15 protein-coding genes are annotated in these 15,747 nt (G+C 34.0%); 3 read left to right on the plus strand and 12 right to left on the minus strand.

The features are described from left to right. Window positions 1–42: 42 nt before the first annotated feature. The 5 genes from NMAR_RS05340 to NMAR_RS05355 form a co-directional block, all read right to left on the minus strand. Window positions 43–891, minus strand: a complete 849-nt coding sequence (locus tag NMAR_RS05340; protein WP_012215380.1) for a class I SAM-dependent methyltransferase — start codon at window positions 889–891, stop codon at window positions 43–45. Between the two features lie 28 nt (window positions 892–919). Further along, a complete protein-coding gene (locus NMAR_RS10015; protein WP_255430772.1) occupies window positions 920–1,051 on the minus strand; it encodes a hypothetical protein in 132 nt (43 codons plus the stop codon). 256 nt (window positions 1,052–1,307) lie between these two features. Further along, complete coding sequence (locus NMAR_RS09950; protein ID WP_012215381.1) at window positions 1,308–2,849, minus strand: hypothetical protein; 1,542 nt, start codon at window positions 2,847–2,849, stop codon at window positions 1,308–1,310. Window positions 2,850–2,886: 37 nt separating this feature from the next. Next, the gene (locus NMAR_RS05350; protein WP_238523156.1) at window positions 2,887–4,194 is read right to left on the minus strand and encodes a hypothetical protein; all 1,308 of its coding nucleotides are present in this window, start codon (window positions 4,192–4,194) and stop codon (window positions 2,887–2,889) included. A gap of 76 nt (window positions 4,195–4,270) precedes the next feature. After that, on the minus strand, window positions 4,271–5,581 hold the full coding sequence (locus NMAR_RS05355; RefSeq protein WP_012215383.1) for a hypothetical protein: 1,311 nt from the start codon (window positions 5,579–5,581) through the stop codon (window positions 4,271–4,273). Window positions 5,582–5,722: 141 nt separating this feature from the next. On the opposite strand from NMAR_RS05355, the gene NMAR_RS09750 reads away from it, so the two are divergent. From NMAR_RS09750 to NMAR_RS05365, 3 genes are all read left to right on the plus strand, one after another. After that, a complete protein-coding gene (locus tag NMAR_RS09750) occupies window positions 5,723–5,884 on the plus strand; it encodes a hypothetical protein (protein WP_187146510.1) in 162 nt (53 codons plus the stop codon). A 504-nt stretch (window positions 5,885–6,388) separates the two neighbouring features. Then, window positions 6,389–6,640 carry an Lrp/AsnC ligand binding domain-containing protein gene (locus NMAR_RS05360; RefSeq protein WP_012215384.1) on the plus strand — a complete coding sequence of 84 codons (252 nt, stop codon included), beginning with the start codon at window positions 6,389–6,391 and terminating at the stop codon, window positions 6,638–6,640. 35 nt (window positions 6,641–6,675) lie between these two features. After that, a complete protein-coding gene (locus NMAR_RS05365; RefSeq protein ID WP_012215385.1) occupies window positions 6,676–7,068 on the plus strand; it encodes a DUF6659 family protein in 393 nt (130 codons plus the stop codon). Between the two features lie 65 nt (window positions 7,069–7,133). On the opposite strand, the gene NMAR_RS05370 is transcribed toward NMAR_RS05365, so the two are convergent. The 7 genes from NMAR_RS05370 to NMAR_RS05400 are packed head-to-tail and all read right to left on the minus strand — an operon-like array spanning window position 7,134 to window position 15,676. Then, window positions 7,134–7,913, minus strand: coding sequence for an N-formylglutamate amidohydrolase (locus NMAR_RS05370; RefSeq protein ID WP_012215386.1), 780 nt, complete (start codon window positions 7,911–7,913; stop codon window positions 7,134–7,136). Next, window positions 7,910–9,535 (minus strand): gamma-glutamyltransferase family protein, encoded by a 1,626-nt coding sequence (locus NMAR_RS05375; RefSeq protein ID WP_012215387.1) that lies wholly within the window; start codon window positions 9,533–9,535, stop codon window positions 7,910–7,912. The genes NMAR_RS05370 and NMAR_RS05375 overlap by 4 nt, the downstream gene beginning before the upstream one ends. A gap of 13 nt (window positions 9,536–9,548) precedes the next feature. Further along, window positions 9,549–10,352: an ion transporter gene (locus tag NMAR_RS05380; RefSeq protein WP_012215388.1), complete on the minus strand. Its 804-nt coding sequence runs from the start codon at window positions 10,350–10,352 to the stop codon at window positions 9,549–9,551. A 3-nt stretch (window positions 10,353–10,355) separates the two neighbouring features. After that, on the minus strand, window positions 10,356–11,999 hold the full coding sequence (gene corA, locus NMAR_RS05385; protein ID WP_012215389.1) for a magnesium/cobalt transporter CorA: 1,644 nt from the start codon (window positions 11,997–11,999) through the stop codon (window positions 10,356–10,358). Next, a complete protein-coding gene (locus tag NMAR_RS05390) occupies window positions 11,996–13,264 on the minus strand; it encodes a hemolysin family protein (RefSeq protein WP_012215390.1) in 1,269 nt (422 codons plus the stop codon). Before NMAR_RS05390 ends, corA begins: the two co-directional genes overlap by 4 nt. Next, the gene (locus tag NMAR_RS05395) at window positions 13,261–15,429 is read right to left on the minus strand and encodes a M20/M25/M40 family metallo-hydrolase (RefSeq protein WP_148680120.1); all 2,169 of its coding nucleotides are present in this window, start codon (window positions 15,427–15,429) and stop codon (window positions 13,261–13,263) included. Before NMAR_RS05395 ends, NMAR_RS05390 begins: the two co-directional genes overlap by 4 nt. A 7-nt stretch (window positions 15,430–15,436) precedes the next feature. Next, window positions 15,437–15,676 (minus strand): hypothetical protein, encoded by a 240-nt coding sequence (locus NMAR_RS05400; RefSeq protein WP_148680121.1) that lies wholly within the window; start codon window positions 15,674–15,676, stop codon window positions 15,437–15,439. Window positions 15,677–15,747 lie beyond the last annotated feature (71 nt).

Below are 15,747 nucleotides of genomic sequence, written 5' to 3' on the forward strand. Positions count from 1 at the left end.
ATGAATATATTTGACTTAAGACAGAGGTTGAAGATCTCATTTCTAGATTTTTAGAGTACATTTTAGAAGTGCATAATCAATAATCCCTTTTTCAGAGGCGGTTTTCATTTTAATTATCGATTTGTATAGAATGTTTTCAACATAGTTTGGATATTTTTCTAAAATAGATTTTTTGAGTTCTTCTCTATTTTTGAGATAATAATCTGCAAGAGGATCATATACAGAATTTCCAATGAGTTTTTCATGGTTTATTTCAAAACCGCCCGAGTTGAGGGTATTTTTTACATCATCTAAAGAATAGTGTTCAGATGACCAGGTAAATTTCAGCATACCCAAATCCTTGAGAGAGGAATTTCCAAGGGTTATAGGTATAGCAATTACAAGTAATCCAGAATCAGTCAATACCCGTTTTGATTCAGAAACAAATTCAGATAGAGGTTTGAAATGCTGTGCAGATTCTAATGCCAAGACACGGTCTACAGAGTTGTTTGTAAAGGGGAGTTTTGTAGAAGAAGAGTTTAGAAATTCAATTTTTTGTTTTTTTCCAAAAGATAATTGTGAATAGTTGATGTTTACATCATATAGCAGAATATGGGGGAATTCTTGTTGCCATAGATGAGAGGGAGCAGATAACCCACTTCCAACATCAACTACATGTTTTGCAGAAGATAATTCAGCAAGTTCTGCAAAAACCATGCACAGATTTTCCTGAGCAGATATTGGTTCAGAGTGTTCTTGAGACCAATACCCAAAATTAAGCATAGATCCACCTGTTGCAAGTTGCATTACGGGAGATAATGTGTTGTAAAGATTGACAGTGTCTTTTTCATTTCTACGAAAAGTCCACAAGAATAGTTCTAGAGGGTTAATCGATACCAAAAATAAATTCAAAATTAATTGAACAGAGTCATATTAATTTCTAGGGTAATCCTTCAGAGTCTTCAGCACAATGTTTGTGGACCCATTTTTCATCTTTGTTTTTAGAGATCTCTTTTCCTGGCTGAATTTTATCACCACAAGAGACACAAGATGTTGCAAATTTTGCTTTCATATGTTTTGATAATTTTAGATAGATAAATCAGATGTGTTGCAATTGGTGTCAACTAATGATCAACGCATTTTGAAAATTTGAGTATTAGTTTACACATCAAATACGGTTCAGAGAGCATAGTTAACAAAATTCATCATCTTTTAGGTCAAAAATGGATTCATTCAGATGTAAATTGAGATAAACAGAAGAGATTGGAAATCAAAAGAAATCATCCTAGTCTGCATAGGTTTTGGAGATTTCTAATGTTTTATTGTTTTTAGTTATTACTATCAGAGTCTCCACTATCAGAGTCTCCACTATCAGAGTCTCCACTATCAGAGATCACGGGTTCGTTAATTATTTCAGAATTTTGTGAATCATTACTTGTGTCAAATTCATCATTGTTATTTTCAGATGCATTTTGTGTGGGCAAATTATCTGGCACAGGAGTTGACAAGATTTGGAATACTGTATCATGTTGAGTTTGTGCAGATTGAACTCTTTGGTTAGCAATATCTAATTTTTCTTTTTTATTTTCTTCAAAAGTCACAAATTTGAGCAAAGTATTTTGCCTTTTTTCAAGTGCCTTGATTGCCCTTTGTTCTTCTTTACTTCCTAAAGGAGCTTTATCGAGTCTTTCTTTTGCAAGATCAACTGCTGTTTTTGCAGCTAATGTTTTTTCAATAGCTATTTGATATTGCACTTCTCGTTTTTGCTCATTTTTTATTGCATTGTTTAGTTGATTCAATGCTTTTTTCTGTGCTTTAGTTAAGGGGGTTGAGGGCTCAGTAGGAGTTGAGGGCTCAGTAGGAGTTGAGGGCTCAGTAGGAGTTGAGGGCTCAGTAGGAGTTGAGGGCTCAGTAGGAGTTGAGGGCTCAGTAGGAGTTGAGGGCTCAGTAGGAGTTGAGGGCTCAGTAGGAGTTGAGGGCTCAGTAGGAGTTGAGGGCTCAGTAGGAGTTGAGGGCTCAGTAGGAGTTGAGGGCTCAGTAGGAGTAGGAGTATTTACAACATAACTTTGTTTAGAGTTTTGACTGTTTTTGTTTTGTTGTTTTTTAATTAAGGATTCTATTGCATCCCTAGTTTCCAAAAGATCTGTTCGTTTTGATGGTTGTAGTTTTGCTTGATGTTCTAGTGCTTTAATTAACATATTCCATCTTTCGTTTTGTATCAATTCGTTTATTGTCAAAGCAAAGACTTTGTCAGTTACTTTCGATGCAAAACCTGTTCCTTTGTATTCTTGTTGATTAATTTTAGCAAATATTTTTCGATATTCTTTAATTTCTTTTAGATTTAGAATTTCAGATTTAATAAAATCTGATTTTTTCTGTTTGTCAACAGATTTTGTTAATTTTGAATTTACATTATTTGCATGTTGAGTAAGTTTTTGTAATATTTGCTTTTCATGTGAAGAAAAATGCTTTGATACTTGTTCATTCTTTGTAGTCTGTTTCTTATACATAGTCAATAATTGATTAAACTCAGAAATCAGATTTTCTTGTTCTTCTAATGACAATGTAGGTTGAATACCAACTAAGGCATTTCCAATTGTGCGAAATTCAAAGGACATTGAAGAAACATTATCTGTTCTTTGTTCTGCAATGGATGAACGAATTTTTTTAAAACCTTGCTCAATTTTCTCTAATTTTTCTGAATTTGCATCGTCAATTTCAGCACTGGCAAAAGGAACTGAAGCAACTATGCTAGTAAGTAACAATACTGCAAGAAAACTAGCCAGAAACATCAAAGAAAATTTTCTAGTATGAGTTACATTTTTGTTCAATATGCTATTAGAATTATTTTCATGGAAAGTTAGAGTCATCACAGTATAGTATTTTACATTGTTTAATTATTTTTTATCAGACTAGGAGCAAAAGTTTGTATAATTTTGTTCTATTCTCTAATAGATCAAGACGTAGTTTTTCAATATTTTGTACTATTTCTGTTGCCTGTTCTTCACCTGTAGAATCTAGTTTCTTTGAGGTTAGTTGATTTAGTGATTTTCTTTGCTCAGATAGATCTGTTTGTAGTTTATCAATTTTCTTTTCTAATTTTTCAACTTCAGAAGATGCTTTTGAGTGAGTACTGATTTTAGGTTCAATTGACTCAGAATCAAGTGCGTTAATCTTTGCAATTCCAACTTGGCAGGAATTTGGCACAATTCTATCAATCAGTTTTACAGTGGTAGATGCAGAATCAGATACAATGTCAATTACAGGAATCCTTACAGTATCTTTACCTGTGCATGCCTCAAAGACAACATCATATCTCTTTAAATCAGGATTTGAAGAGTCAGGTTTTGCAACTGCTTCAGTTACAGAGATAAGATTTGTACTCATTCCTTCAAGAGGTTGACCAGTTATGGATTTTGGAAGATCAAGTTCTGTTGCTTTAGTATTTGGAGGCACATACAATACCATCAAATATCTTCTAAGTTGATCTTGAAGACTTTTGAGTTCTTTTTTAAGTGTTGAAATATTGCTCAAGTTTTCAGGACTTGGTTCTCCATCTCGAGGAATTTTTTGTTTTGCAGCAGTGATTCTTTCTTTCAAATCAGTAATCTGGGTTTCAAGAGAAGAGATTTTTTCAGATATTCCACCCTTGTTTAATAGAGTTGCAGAAATAGAATTAGGATCTGCAGCTTTGATAATTACAGAACTAGTGTAACAAGAATTAGCTTTTAACATACTTCCTAGTTTTACAGATTTAGTTTCACTATCAGAGGTTACAAAAATTTCAGGATTTCTAACTGTTTTTGAATCAGCACATGCATCAAAGACAAAAGCATATCCAGTAACTCCTGTAGCAGTTGAGCCTTTGATAACTTTGGTAGATTGTTTTAATGTTGCAATCTTTTCGATAGTTCCTGCAGGTTCACCCTTTTTTGCCTTCTTGGCAGATATCTCTTCTATTTTTTTCTCAGAGAGAGGGTTTGACCAACCTAATTCAGACAGTCGTTCAGCAGTCTTTGGTTTTACACATGATGCATCACCAGTGGTTTTTTTGATTAGTTTTACAAGATTTTCACTACATACAACTTGATCAGGAGTAAAATCCAACTTCATTTGCATTCTTGGACTAATAACATCTGCAAAACTTGAAGTTGTAAAAGTACTTGAAACAAGAATAAAGCCTAGGAATAATACTAGAAAGGAGATTGATTTCACAGTAATGCTTGAAAATTATTATTAAAAAACATATTGTAAAAATTGAGGTTATTCTGCGAGATAAAATGAGTTTATTCTATTTAGAGCTCTTTTGTTCTAGACCAATGTTTTTTAAGAAATTGTTGGATTCATTTAGTGCATGTTTTTTAATTTTAATTCTGTCTTCTTTTTTGATGGATTTGGAAGCCAGATGAAGTATCTCATCCATTAGATTAATTCCCCCTCTAGCCCCCTTCTTGAGTCCGAGTTGGTAGAGCATTGGAAGTTTTGACATGTTTGAGGTGACTTGCATCTTGATTTCAGGTACATTCAGAGATTTTTTATCAGGGGTCTCAATTTCAGTGAATTTGTCAACTACTTTGGATAGTAAAATATCTAGATTCTCACCCAAATTACGCTCAAGTTTGGTATTTTTTTCCTTTCTTGCCATCATTACGATTCTTTTGATCTTCAGTAGAGCTTGGTTTGTCTCAACAGATTCAAAATCATTTGCAGAGAGGTCCAATCCAAAATCTTTCATGAATGCAGAAGTGATGTATGATATGGCCTCTTTTCTACAAGATGCCTTTGTTGTTCCAAATGGGCAGTTATCACAATTTGTTGTAAAATATCTAGCTCCACGTTGACCAAAACTTGAAAGAACAATTTTATCTTGATCACGTAATTTGGAGATAGTTCGTGATACAAGTCCTTCGTCAATCAATAGTGCTTGAGATATTTCTTGGTTAGAATAAGAACCCTCATCAATTAACTCTAGTATCTCTTCTTCTAATTCACCTGGAGAACGTCTTGAGGCCTCTTCTATTGCATCAGCTAAGTAATGTAAAACAACCTTATCTCCAGAATCATGGTTAATAGTGAAAGTTTTTCCATCATATGTTGCATCAAGGCCAGATAATGTTTCTGTTTTAATTATTTTTGCAAGAATTTTGTCTAGATTTTTTATTTTAAAATTATTTAATAACTCGTTTAGATTTTGTTTTGAGATTTTTGTTTTGCCAGCTGTAAAAATATAATATAATGCCCAACGAATTTTTCGTTCATCACTTCTCTCAATTAATCGCAATAATTTACAAAAATTGTCTATTCGGGCCCATTTTATATCAGATAGTTCATCCTTGGTGTTTTTGATGAATAAAGTCCTGTCTAAGATTTTACAAAATTCATCAAACTGTTTTGCAAGTTCAGATTTTTTGATTTTTGAAGATTTCTTAATTTTTGTACTTTTTGGAATGAGTTCTAAAAAATCATCTTTGAGAACATTACTTTCGTCTCTTAGGGATTTTGTCTCATATCGAAAAAACTCAAAGAAACCAAGTGAACCATCAAGTAACGAGGATGGGGGAAATACTCGTAATCCGTTGAGATTAGGAGAAGATAGTCCCATACAGGTGTAAAATTACTTGACTATTTATGAGTATCAAGACAACTAGATGACTAGTTTTTGGCTCAACATAACTGGTTTTATTGAAACAACATCTAGACAAAATTATCTTGGCTTAATACCAAAAATTGACTTTCTCTTTTTATGAGTACAACTTTGACAATGTCTTACAATAAGACTAGGCAACTCGAGCCACGAAAGATCCTGGTTGAAAGCATACCAGTAAAAGAAAGCAAAAAACTTTCAGCTAATGAATCAACCAAAATACAAGTTATTACTTGGGAAGACTTCAGAGGTGTTTTCTAAATGAGTCCATTTTATGGAAACGGTTTTAACAGAATAATGGATGCACTTGAAAATCGCTTCAAGAAAAAAAGATTTCCCTTACAATTTGATGAAGAATTGTTAGAAAGTTTCAAGTGATAAAAATGAGATTTTCTAATAATTTTTACTTAGATTACCTAAGAGGGGGTGTTTGATAAAAAATATGCCAAGACGGAAACTTTATGACAACGGAGATGAAGACGATGATCTTGAATGTTATCAAGACATGTGATTTCTCTTATTCTTTTTTTGAGGTAACAAAATGAGATTATGTAGAGTTTGTTTTCATTGTGGACGAGAATTTGTATCACTTTCAGAAAACTTGTGTAGTCAAAAATGTGTAGAAGAGATAAAATAAAATGTATTTAGACAAAGTAAACAATGTAAATACCATACACGTATGCTATGTACAAATGGGCACATCCAAGATTAAAAAACAATTCATCAGGGATAAGATTAAGATATGAGAACAGGTGAAATAAAAACATGTTAGCATATATTCTTATTTCATGTAATACTGGAAGTGAAACAACAGTAATATCTGAACTCAAAGATATGCCAGAAATTGTGGAGATAAATGGCATATGGGGGAAATATGATATTTTTTTAAAAATTTCTACAACAGACACAAACAAGATAGATCAAATTGTGCAAAGATTGAGAAACCATCCCGATGTAACAGATACCTATACCATGCATGTTCTATATGGTCAGGGAGGCAGTATCGATGATGACTAGATTAGGTAAATATACATCTGAAAAAGGGAGCAAACATGGCAATATTATCAGTGAATGACGTACAGAGATTAGATGCAGCATGTGTTGAACTGTCAAATGAGGAAAAAGTAAGGCACGTAGGAGGGATTAGTGAATTAGGACGATTGGTTGCGGGAGGATTCAAAAAAGGTGTTACCCCTTTGCTTTCAGATGATAAGGTAAGAATGGTCTACATGCAGATGCAACTTGATTTTAACATGAGACAAGAATTAGACGATATTCTAGGACCTATAGACTATATCACATCTAGACGAACTAATCAGTTGATAATCAGTGTACCAATTGGAGAGAATTTGGTACTAATTACAGCAGAGCCTGATGCAGATGACAAAAAAATCATCAAAAAAGCAGAAGAAATATTTGACGAAATTACAATTTCTACCATTTAAGATCATTCTCAACTAAAATAATTTCAATAATAATTGCAAGTGGACACTAAAAAGTGGAAAAATTATTACAGAGTTCTAATTTCTGAAAAGAAAAGTTCTAATGAATTTTCAAATTGTTTGTTTAGTTTTTGAAGATGTGTGTTTTCTACAGAAAGAGATTCTTGATCAAACCAGGGTGGAGACAAATATAGTGAACGGTTCATCTCAATTTGAATCCATGGTAAGGGGTTATTTCCATATGTCTTTGTGATGTGACCTCCATGAAATGGGTCATTTAGAGATATTTCTTTTCTATCAATTGAATATGAACTAGAGATACAATCAGCTAAAAGTTCAAGCATTTCATCTGAACATGTTTTTCCATCCTGATTTGAAAGGCAAAACAATGGTCTTTTTTTGTTGGCACCATCAGGTGAAATTCCAGGTGCTACAGATGCCATAGAATGACAATCAAGACATAACTGCAAATCCAGTTCTGAAAAACTCTTTTGAAGTGCTCTATGATATGGCATGTAATAAAATTCAACAAGCAAATCTCTTAGAGACTCATTAGGTTCTTTTCCTTTGATGTAAATTGGTTTTTCATAACAAGTCATGCTTTTTATCAAACCATCAGGATTATCTGGAGGCATGTCTTGTAGGGAACGATTAAGATCTACAAACGCTCTTGCAATATCGGTCTTAATTACACGTTGTACTTTGTCTCCCAAGTCATATAGTTCTATGACAAAAGGATCAGCATCATCAAACAAATCTTTGTTTGTGATTGTTAAATGTCCATCAAGCTCTGCAGGTTTTTTCAATCCTCCATGGGGAATGGATAGCAATACTGGAAATTTTTTCATCTTAATCCTTCTGCTGTTCCATCACGTCTGACTTCGGCAACTCCTTGAAAACCATCTCCAGTTTGACGTTTGAGTACAGCATGAATTGCACCCAAAAAGAAAGAGTATCGCTCTCTAATGTCAATTTTATATCCCATTTTTTTGAGATGTTTAATTATTTCAACAAGCGAATCGTCGTCCTCCAAACTAATTTTTCCATCAACAGTACAATGGATTCTAGGTTTTTCCATGGCTTGATCTATGGAATTATTGTGATCAATTACTCGAGAAATAAAATGACTCAATGTTGAAAATATTCTTGCACTGCCTGGAGTTCCCAATACCATCCATGGTTCATGATTGTAAAAAATTATTGAAGGACATACAGATGTCCATGGAATAGCATTTGGACGTAGATAGAATGGATGGTTTGGATTATCAAACTCATATGCAGACATGTAATTATTATACAAAAATCCCAAACCATCAGCTGCTGCTTTTGAGCCATAAACCAGTTCTATGGACTGAGTAATTCCCACAGCATTTCCATCCTTGTCCATTACAGAAAGATGTGTTGTATCTTCAGTATCAAGGGATTCTTTTAATGGAAGTGTTGGATCAATTGTATCTCTAATAGATTTTGCAAGCGTTTTTGCAAAATTCCTACTCAAGTGAATTTTTTTATCAATTTGATGATATGTTTCAGGGTTAAATCTTCGTTGTTCTCTATACAACAATGCCTTTCGATGAGTTTCAGATACATAGTGATATGCTCTTGGAGTCCTAGTGAGAAACTTGGATGGAAGATTGTTTAACATCATCAACACCAACAACATTGTAGAACCAGCTCCTGGAGGAGGAACAGTATAAACGCGAATACCCCTATATCTTCTGCTTATCACTTTTCTCTCAATAGGCATTGGGATTAGTGCAAGGTCTTCCTTTCTTAGGAATCCACGATTTAGTTTCATATCTTTGTCAATTAGTGTAGAAATCATTCCATGGTAAAATGAACGATAACCATATGTTGCTAATTGCTCAAGAGTGTATGCCAAATCATCTTGTACAAAAAGATCTCCTATTTCATATGGTACTTCGCCGTCTTTAAGAAAATACTTTGCGCCAGATTTTGATTTAACTTTAAAGAAATTTTTGAGATGTTTTTCTTGCAGTTCATATTGTAGTTTTGTAATTCTATATCCTCTTTTAGCAATACGAATTGATGGTTTTACAATGGTTGACCAATCCAATTGCCCATATCGTTCATTAAGATAACCTAATGTTGCCACAGTACTTGGCACAGTGGTTGCCTTGTACCCAATGAGGCTGCGAGAGCGTTTTTCAAAAAACGATATGTGTGCTAAAGAAGGAGCCCTGCTTGAACCATCAACAGCAAATGTCTTTCCATCAACATGCAAGATAGCCATTGATTGTCCGCCTATTCCGGATGCCTGAGGTTCACACACTCCCAAGGCCAATGCAGTAGCACAAGCAGCATCTACTGCATTTCCTCCTTTTTTGAGCATTTCAACTCCTGCCTTTGTTGCATCAGGAAATGCAGATGCAACCATCCCATTTTTTGCAACAGAGCACTTTTTGTTCTTAGTTGTAACAAATGATTTTTCTATAGAACTTACATCCAATCTGTTTTTTCTCCTAACTATGTGTTATATCCTTTCCACAGTGAGGACAAGTGTTATTTTTCTGCTCTTTTCTTTTTCTCAATTCTTCTGTAAATGCAGATGCCATGATACCTGTCGGAATAGCATATACTGCGATTCCCAAAATAGCTACTATACTACCGACAATTTTTCCCATGAGAGTTATTGGATAAGTATCCCCATATCCAATTGTAGTTAAAGTAATGATTCCCCACCACATAGATGCAGGAATACTTGAGAAAATCTCTGGTTGAGCATCTTTTTCTGCATGATACATCAGGCTAGATGCAAAAATAAGAACAACAAACAGGATGAAAAATGCGACAGACAAATCTCCTGCTTTTGCCTTAAAGACATTACCCAGAGTCTGCATAGAGTCAGAATATCTTGCGAGTTTGAACAATCTAAATAATCTCAAAAGTCGTATTATTCTGATGAATCTAATATCCATAACCACAAATGGTAAGAAGAATGGCAATATGGCTGCTAAATCAACTAGCATCATAGGAGTAAAGACAAATCGTAGAATTCCAAATTTTTTGTTTTGATATTTTGGGTTTAATTTACAAACAATTATTCTTCCAGCATATTCTAAAGTAAAAACAATTACAGAAAATACTTCAAATGGAGTGAACAAATAACCATATTCATCCAAAACAGATTCTTCTGTTTCAATAATTACAAAGAGAACATTAACTGAAATTAAAGCTATGATAAAATATTGAAATATTTTTGTGATTTTATCATTAGTTGTTCCTTCTAAAATCTCATAGGTTCGTTGAAGTACTTTGTTTGGCATATGTTACAACCATTGTTTTTTCTTAAACCACGCAAGCATTGCCATTACAATTATTACCATTACAAAAATCATAACAAAATAACTGCCCTCCCATTCTAATTCAGGAATGTATTGAAAGTTTGTACCATAAATTCCAGCAATGAATGTTATTGGAATGAAGATGCTTGCAATTATTGTCAATGTTTTCATGATTTCATTCATTTTATTACTCACACTAGACAGATAGGTATCCAACATTCCCCCAATCATATCTCTTAGTCCTTCAATGTTATCCATAACTTGAACAGTATGACCATAAACATCACGAAGGTATCTTTTTGTTCTGTCTTCAATTAATTCAGAATCAGTTCTCTCCAAACTATCAATCACCTCACGTAGAGGCCAAATGGACTTTCTTAGAACCACCATTTCTCGTTTGAGCGTATGAATTACTTCTAATGTTTGAGCAGTAGGATTTGACATTAATTCTTCTTCAAGGACTTCAGTCCTGGCTCCAATGTGTTCCATAACTACGTAAAAGTGGTCTATTACTGCATCAATTAGAGCATAAGCAAGATAATCGCTCTTCTTGGTTCTTAATGCGCCTATAGACTTTTCAAGTCTCTCTCTAATTGGATTAAAGACATCATCTTCGGTCTCTTGGAAAGATATGACAAAATCTTTTCCCAAAATAAGACTGATCTGCTCCATGAATAATTTTCCTTCATTTGTAATATGAGGTAGTTTTAAGATCAAAAACAAATTTTCATCTTGGGCGTCTAGTTTGGGTCTTAGTTGTGTGTTCATGATATCGGCTTGTGTAAGGATATGTAGATTATAGTATTGACCAATTTTCCTAATAAGATCTGGGTTATGAAGTCCTACAATATTGGTCCAAGAAACAAGGGAGTTGTCATGAGTGTTTAAGCAATCATCAATATTTTCAAAATCTTTTACGGTGTGATTATTCACATCATATTCAATTTGTTGAATTAATACTTTCTTGACATGCTGTTCACCAACATGCACTAGTGCTCCAGGTTGAAGTCCAACGGTATCAGATAATGTCGTAACATCATCATCTTTTTTTGACATTAATTTTGAAAATTTGGAAAATTCTGAAATATCAACTTTCTTTGTCAACTCTTTAACTTTTGCAGTTTTACTAGCAACACCAACTATTATGAATCCAGCAATAATTGAAAATACAATACTTACAACAAGAGGTATAAAATCCCCGTTACTTGCAGCAGCATAAATAGCCTGAACATCAGTTGCAGAATCAATTTTTACTATAGAGCCAAGTATTGAATCAAGTAAGAAAAACAAGAAAGAGATTATTGCACCAATCACAATTGCAGTAACAGCAGTTATTTTTGGAGGGATGTCAATGTCTGGTTCATTTTTGTAAGGAGAGATGTATTTTTTGTATCGTACAATTATCAAAGAAAGAGCAGTAATAATAATTGTAGAAATAATCCACCAGAAGATAAGCAAGTATCCCTGTTCTTTTTCAATGTGTTCAAATCCAGTGATAAGATCTTGAATGTTTCCAGTTAAAGGAATGGATAACAAAGACGTAGCAACTGCGACAACGATTTGATACAAAAATGCAAAGACAAAGCCATACACAAGTCGATTTACAACCAAACCAGCTACATTTGTCAATCTAGATTCTCCTCAAGAGGTTTTTTCTTAGTAATTCGTAAGGAAACAGGTTTGTTTTTTGAAACCTTTTCAACCTTGATTTCTAATGCATCAATGTTTATGACATTTCCAACTTGAGGAATATCATGAAGTTTCTCATGCAACAAGCCATTTAATGTAGAATAATCATCACCTCTAGGAAGATTGGATTTGAAGATTTCATTAATCTCGTCTATTTCAATTTCTCCATTTGCAAGAATTACATCATTATTGATTTTTTGATAATGAGGACTCTTTAGATCAGTCTCATCATGAATTTCGCCAACTATCTCTTCAATAAGATCTTCTAGAGTAACAAGGCCTTCAACGCCACCAAATTCATCAACAACTATGGCCATATGGGTATTTTTTGCCTGCATTTGTTTGAGAAGTTCGCTCATTCGTTTTTCCTGAGACACATAGATTGGTTCTCTTACAAATTCTCGTAGTTTCATTTTTTGCAGTTCTTTATCTTTTAGATGTTTGAGAATATCTCTTACATGAAGAATACCAAGTATGTCATCATGATCCTTTCCATATATGGGGATTCTAGAATGACCACTCTTGTGAATCTTATCTGCAGCTGTAATTAGTTCCATATCTCCATGCAAACTAAACATTCTAGTTCTTGGCATCATTACAGATCTTATCACAGTATCATCAAATTTGAGAGCACCGTAAAGTAAATCTCGTTCAGATTTTTCTAAAGCTTCATCTCTATGACCCTGAGCAATAATTCCTTTAATTTCATCCTCAGTTAGGGCAGGAGGTTGATAATCACTTCCAGTTATTTTGATAATTCCACGAGTTATCTTTTCAAGAATCCAAACTGCAGGATAGAAAACATAACTGAATGTTAACAAAATTCTACTGCATCGTAAAGCAACTTTTGTGGCATTTGCATTACAATAAGTTTTTGGAGTTACTTCACCAAATATTATTACAAGAAAAGTCATAATACCAACTGCAATTCCCACTCCGTTATCTCCAAAAATTTCAATTGCAACTATAGTAGCAAGGGATGCAGAGCCTATATTGACAAGATTATTTCCAAGATTGACACTAGACATCATCCATCCAGGATTGGCCTTTAATTTCTGAAGAGATTTTGCGCCCTTTACATTATCTTTGACGAGTCTCTCAATTGTGGCTTGACTTGTACCCACAAGTGCAACTTCAAGACCACTGAAAAAACCAGAAAGACCAATTAGACCTGCAAGTGCAGCTAGTTGATATTCTAAGCTCAATTTCCACTACACCTATACAACACAGATGCAAGCAGAGCAGAACGTTCTGTGATGCTATCATGAAGTATGTATTCTTGTGTAGAGCGATATTTGTGACCAACAGGACCAAACCCATCTAGTGCAGGCAATCTTGAAGGCACATTACTAATATCTGAGGACATTATCTGTTCATGGCGTCTTATTTTTAATTCATGTTTTTTAGCCAAATCTTCTACTTGCTCGTAGAATTTTTTATCAGATTCTTCTTCAATGACTGGAGGTCTTGTTTGTATTTGATTAATTGCAACTTCCAAATTTTTTTGTCCGGATTCTTTTTTTTGCATAATAGTTCGAATTTTAGAATCCATTGTTTTACCTAATGCAGGAGTTTTAAAACTACAAACTATAGATAACGTTGCATAATTTGGCGCATGGCCATGAGTGCCTTGAGCTATAACAGATGTTGTTCTCAGACGATAATTTTTTTCATCTTTTGAAAGTTTTTCAATTGCTGTAATCTTTTTACCAAGTATAGGAATTATTCCATGAATATCAGAGGATGTGGAATTAGGAGTGGTGAATCGAATTTGATAGTCATTTCTTCCATAACAAGTAGTAATTATACCTCCATCTTTGCTTGCAGATTTTAATCCTATAACATACTTTGATTTTTTAGAATATTGTTGGACAAGTTTTTTACTAAAACGTCCGCCTAGACTATCATCGGTTGTAAGCAAGACACCACATTTTATTTTCTTTAGACGTTTTGCAAAGCGTAAAGCATGCAATGCACCCAGCATTACAGTTAGACCGCCCTTACTTTCAGCTATTCCTGAACCGTAAATCCTATCATCATCTTCAAAATACGAGATTAAATCATTTGGACCATAATGAGTATCCATATGAGATATTATCAGAACATCGTTTTTCTCATCCTCATGGTTCTTAAAATAATGAAAATCTCCAATCTCAAACTGCCTGTGCAAATGCTCAGAGAAGCCCAAGTGTTTCATCCTCCTAGACAACATTGTGCCTAATTTGTTTACATTATCGATGTTATGTACATGCGTATTCAAGTTAACAAAATCTTTCAAAGTGTCTTTTTGGTTTTGTAGGTGACTTCTCAGATAAGTGCGTGCAACAATCCGCAGTGGTTGTGTAAGGTCAGGTTCATGTTCAGTTTCAGGCAATTGAGACGAACCAAAATATCTCATGGTTGCAACGTCTAAAATTTTATTGATTAAAGATTCGTAAGTGTATCCAGCTGTTTTTGCGGCATAAAACAAAGAACCACCCATTCCCAAACTCGCCATGGAATTTAGTTCTAGAATGTAGATATTCTCATCTTTATCCATTCTAAAGTCAACTCTAGTATAGTCATTAAGACCCAAAGCTGTGAATGCATCAATGCAAATCTTTTTCATATATTCTGTTTTTTCTTTGGATAATTTTGCAGGACATGTTTTATCAACACCACCTGTTTTCTTTTTATCTGAAATTGTTTGAATTTTGTCAGGATCTCCAAGATTAATTTCAACGATTGGAAGAACCTCAATGTTTGGACTGTTCCCAATTAATCCTACTGCAAACTCTCGTCCAGAGATAAATTGTTCTACTAGAATGTCTTGTTGATATTTTTCAATCTGAACTTTGACAGCATTTCGCAAATCATCCCAATTATCAACTACTTCCATTCCCATAGAAGTTGATTCTAGTTTTGGTTTTACAATTACGGGGAAAACTAGATCATCAAATTTATCGTCTGGTGTCTTGAATACCCAAAAACCAGGGGTTGGGATATTATTTTTTTGAAGAACAATTTTGGTCATCACCTTATCTTGTACAATTGCATGACCTGCAGGACCAGAGCCAATGTAAGGAATCCCAAGCATCTCCATCATGGCTGGAACATGTGTGTACCTATTTTGCCCTTGAATTCCATATGCCATATTGAAAACCATCCCTGGCTTTTCGCCTGAAACTACTTTGGGCATAAACTCACGTAATTCATCAGCAAGATGGATATCACCTTCAATAACTTTGACAGAATGACCTCCTTTCTCTAATGCTCTTGCAACTCTTTCAACAGCTTTTGAGCTGTAATGCTCTTTTGTTGTCATTCCAAAAACATTGATGACATCATTTGGATCTATCTTCTTTTCATTATAGATTAGTGATACTTTCATGAGATATTCACAATATTTTTTGATTGTATTTAATTTTAATTTGGTTGGGATTTGAGAATCCATGCCTGTTCATTGACATCATGACATTTGCAGTCAGGAGCCTTACCTTTACAGTTTTTTTGGTGTAACTTTGCATCACATTTGTTACAGTCAGGATCTCTCCAACTTGCTTGATTTCCACAATTCGGGCATCGCATATATTTTGATATTTCTTTAATGCTTTAAAGAATGATGTTTTTGAGTTCATACAAAAACCAAATAACTAGTTGTTTTAATTCAGATCCAAGTCAACTAAAATGAAACAAAAAATGGCATCAT

This window comes from Nitrosopumilus maritimus SCM1 (assembly GCF_000018465.1).
Lineage (GTDB): Archaea > Thermoproteota > Nitrososphaeria > Nitrososphaerales > Nitrosopumilaceae > Nitrosopumilus > Nitrosopumilus maritimus.

Excerpts from the sequence above, each read along its gene's own strand:
- NMAR_RS10015 (WP_255430772.1), bottom strand. The coding sequence starts at position 1,051 with ATGAAAGCAAAATTTGCAACATCTTGTGTCTCTTGTGGTGATAAAATT.
- NMAR_RS09950 (WP_012215381.1), bottom strand. The coding sequence starts at position 2,849 with ATGACTCTAACTTTCCATGAAAATAATTCTAATAGCATATTGAACAAA.
- NMAR_RS05355 (WP_012215383.1), bottom strand. The coding sequence starts at position 5,581 with ATGGGACTATCTTCTCCTAATCTCAACGGATTACGAGTATTTCCCCCA.
- NMAR_RS09750 (WP_187146510.1), top strand. The coding sequence starts at position 5,723 with ATGAGTACAACTTTGACAATGTCTTACAATAAGACTAGGCAACTCGAG.
- NMAR_RS05360 (WP_012215384.1), top strand. The coding sequence starts at position 6,389 with ATGTTAGCATATATTCTTATTTCATGTAATACTGGAAGTGAAACAACA.
- NMAR_RS05365 (WP_012215385.1), top strand. The coding sequence starts at position 6,676 with ATGGCAATATTATCAGTGAATGACGTACAGAGATTAGATGCAGCATGT.
- NMAR_RS05370 (WP_012215386.1), bottom strand. The coding sequence starts at position 7,913 with ATGAAAAAATTTCCAGTATTGCTATCCATTCCCCATGGAGGATTGAAA.
- NMAR_RS05380 (WP_012215388.1), bottom strand. The coding sequence starts at position 10,352 with ATGCCAAACAAAGTACTTCAACGAACCTATGAGATTTTAGAAGGAACA.
- NMAR_RS05395 (WP_148680120.1), bottom strand. The coding sequence starts at position 15,429 with ATGAAAGTATCACTAATCTATAATGAAAAGAAGATAGATCCAAATGAT.
- NMAR_RS05400 (WP_148680121.1), bottom strand. The coding sequence starts at position 15,676 with ATGAACTCAAAAACATCATTCTTTAAAGCATTAAAGAAATATCAAAAT.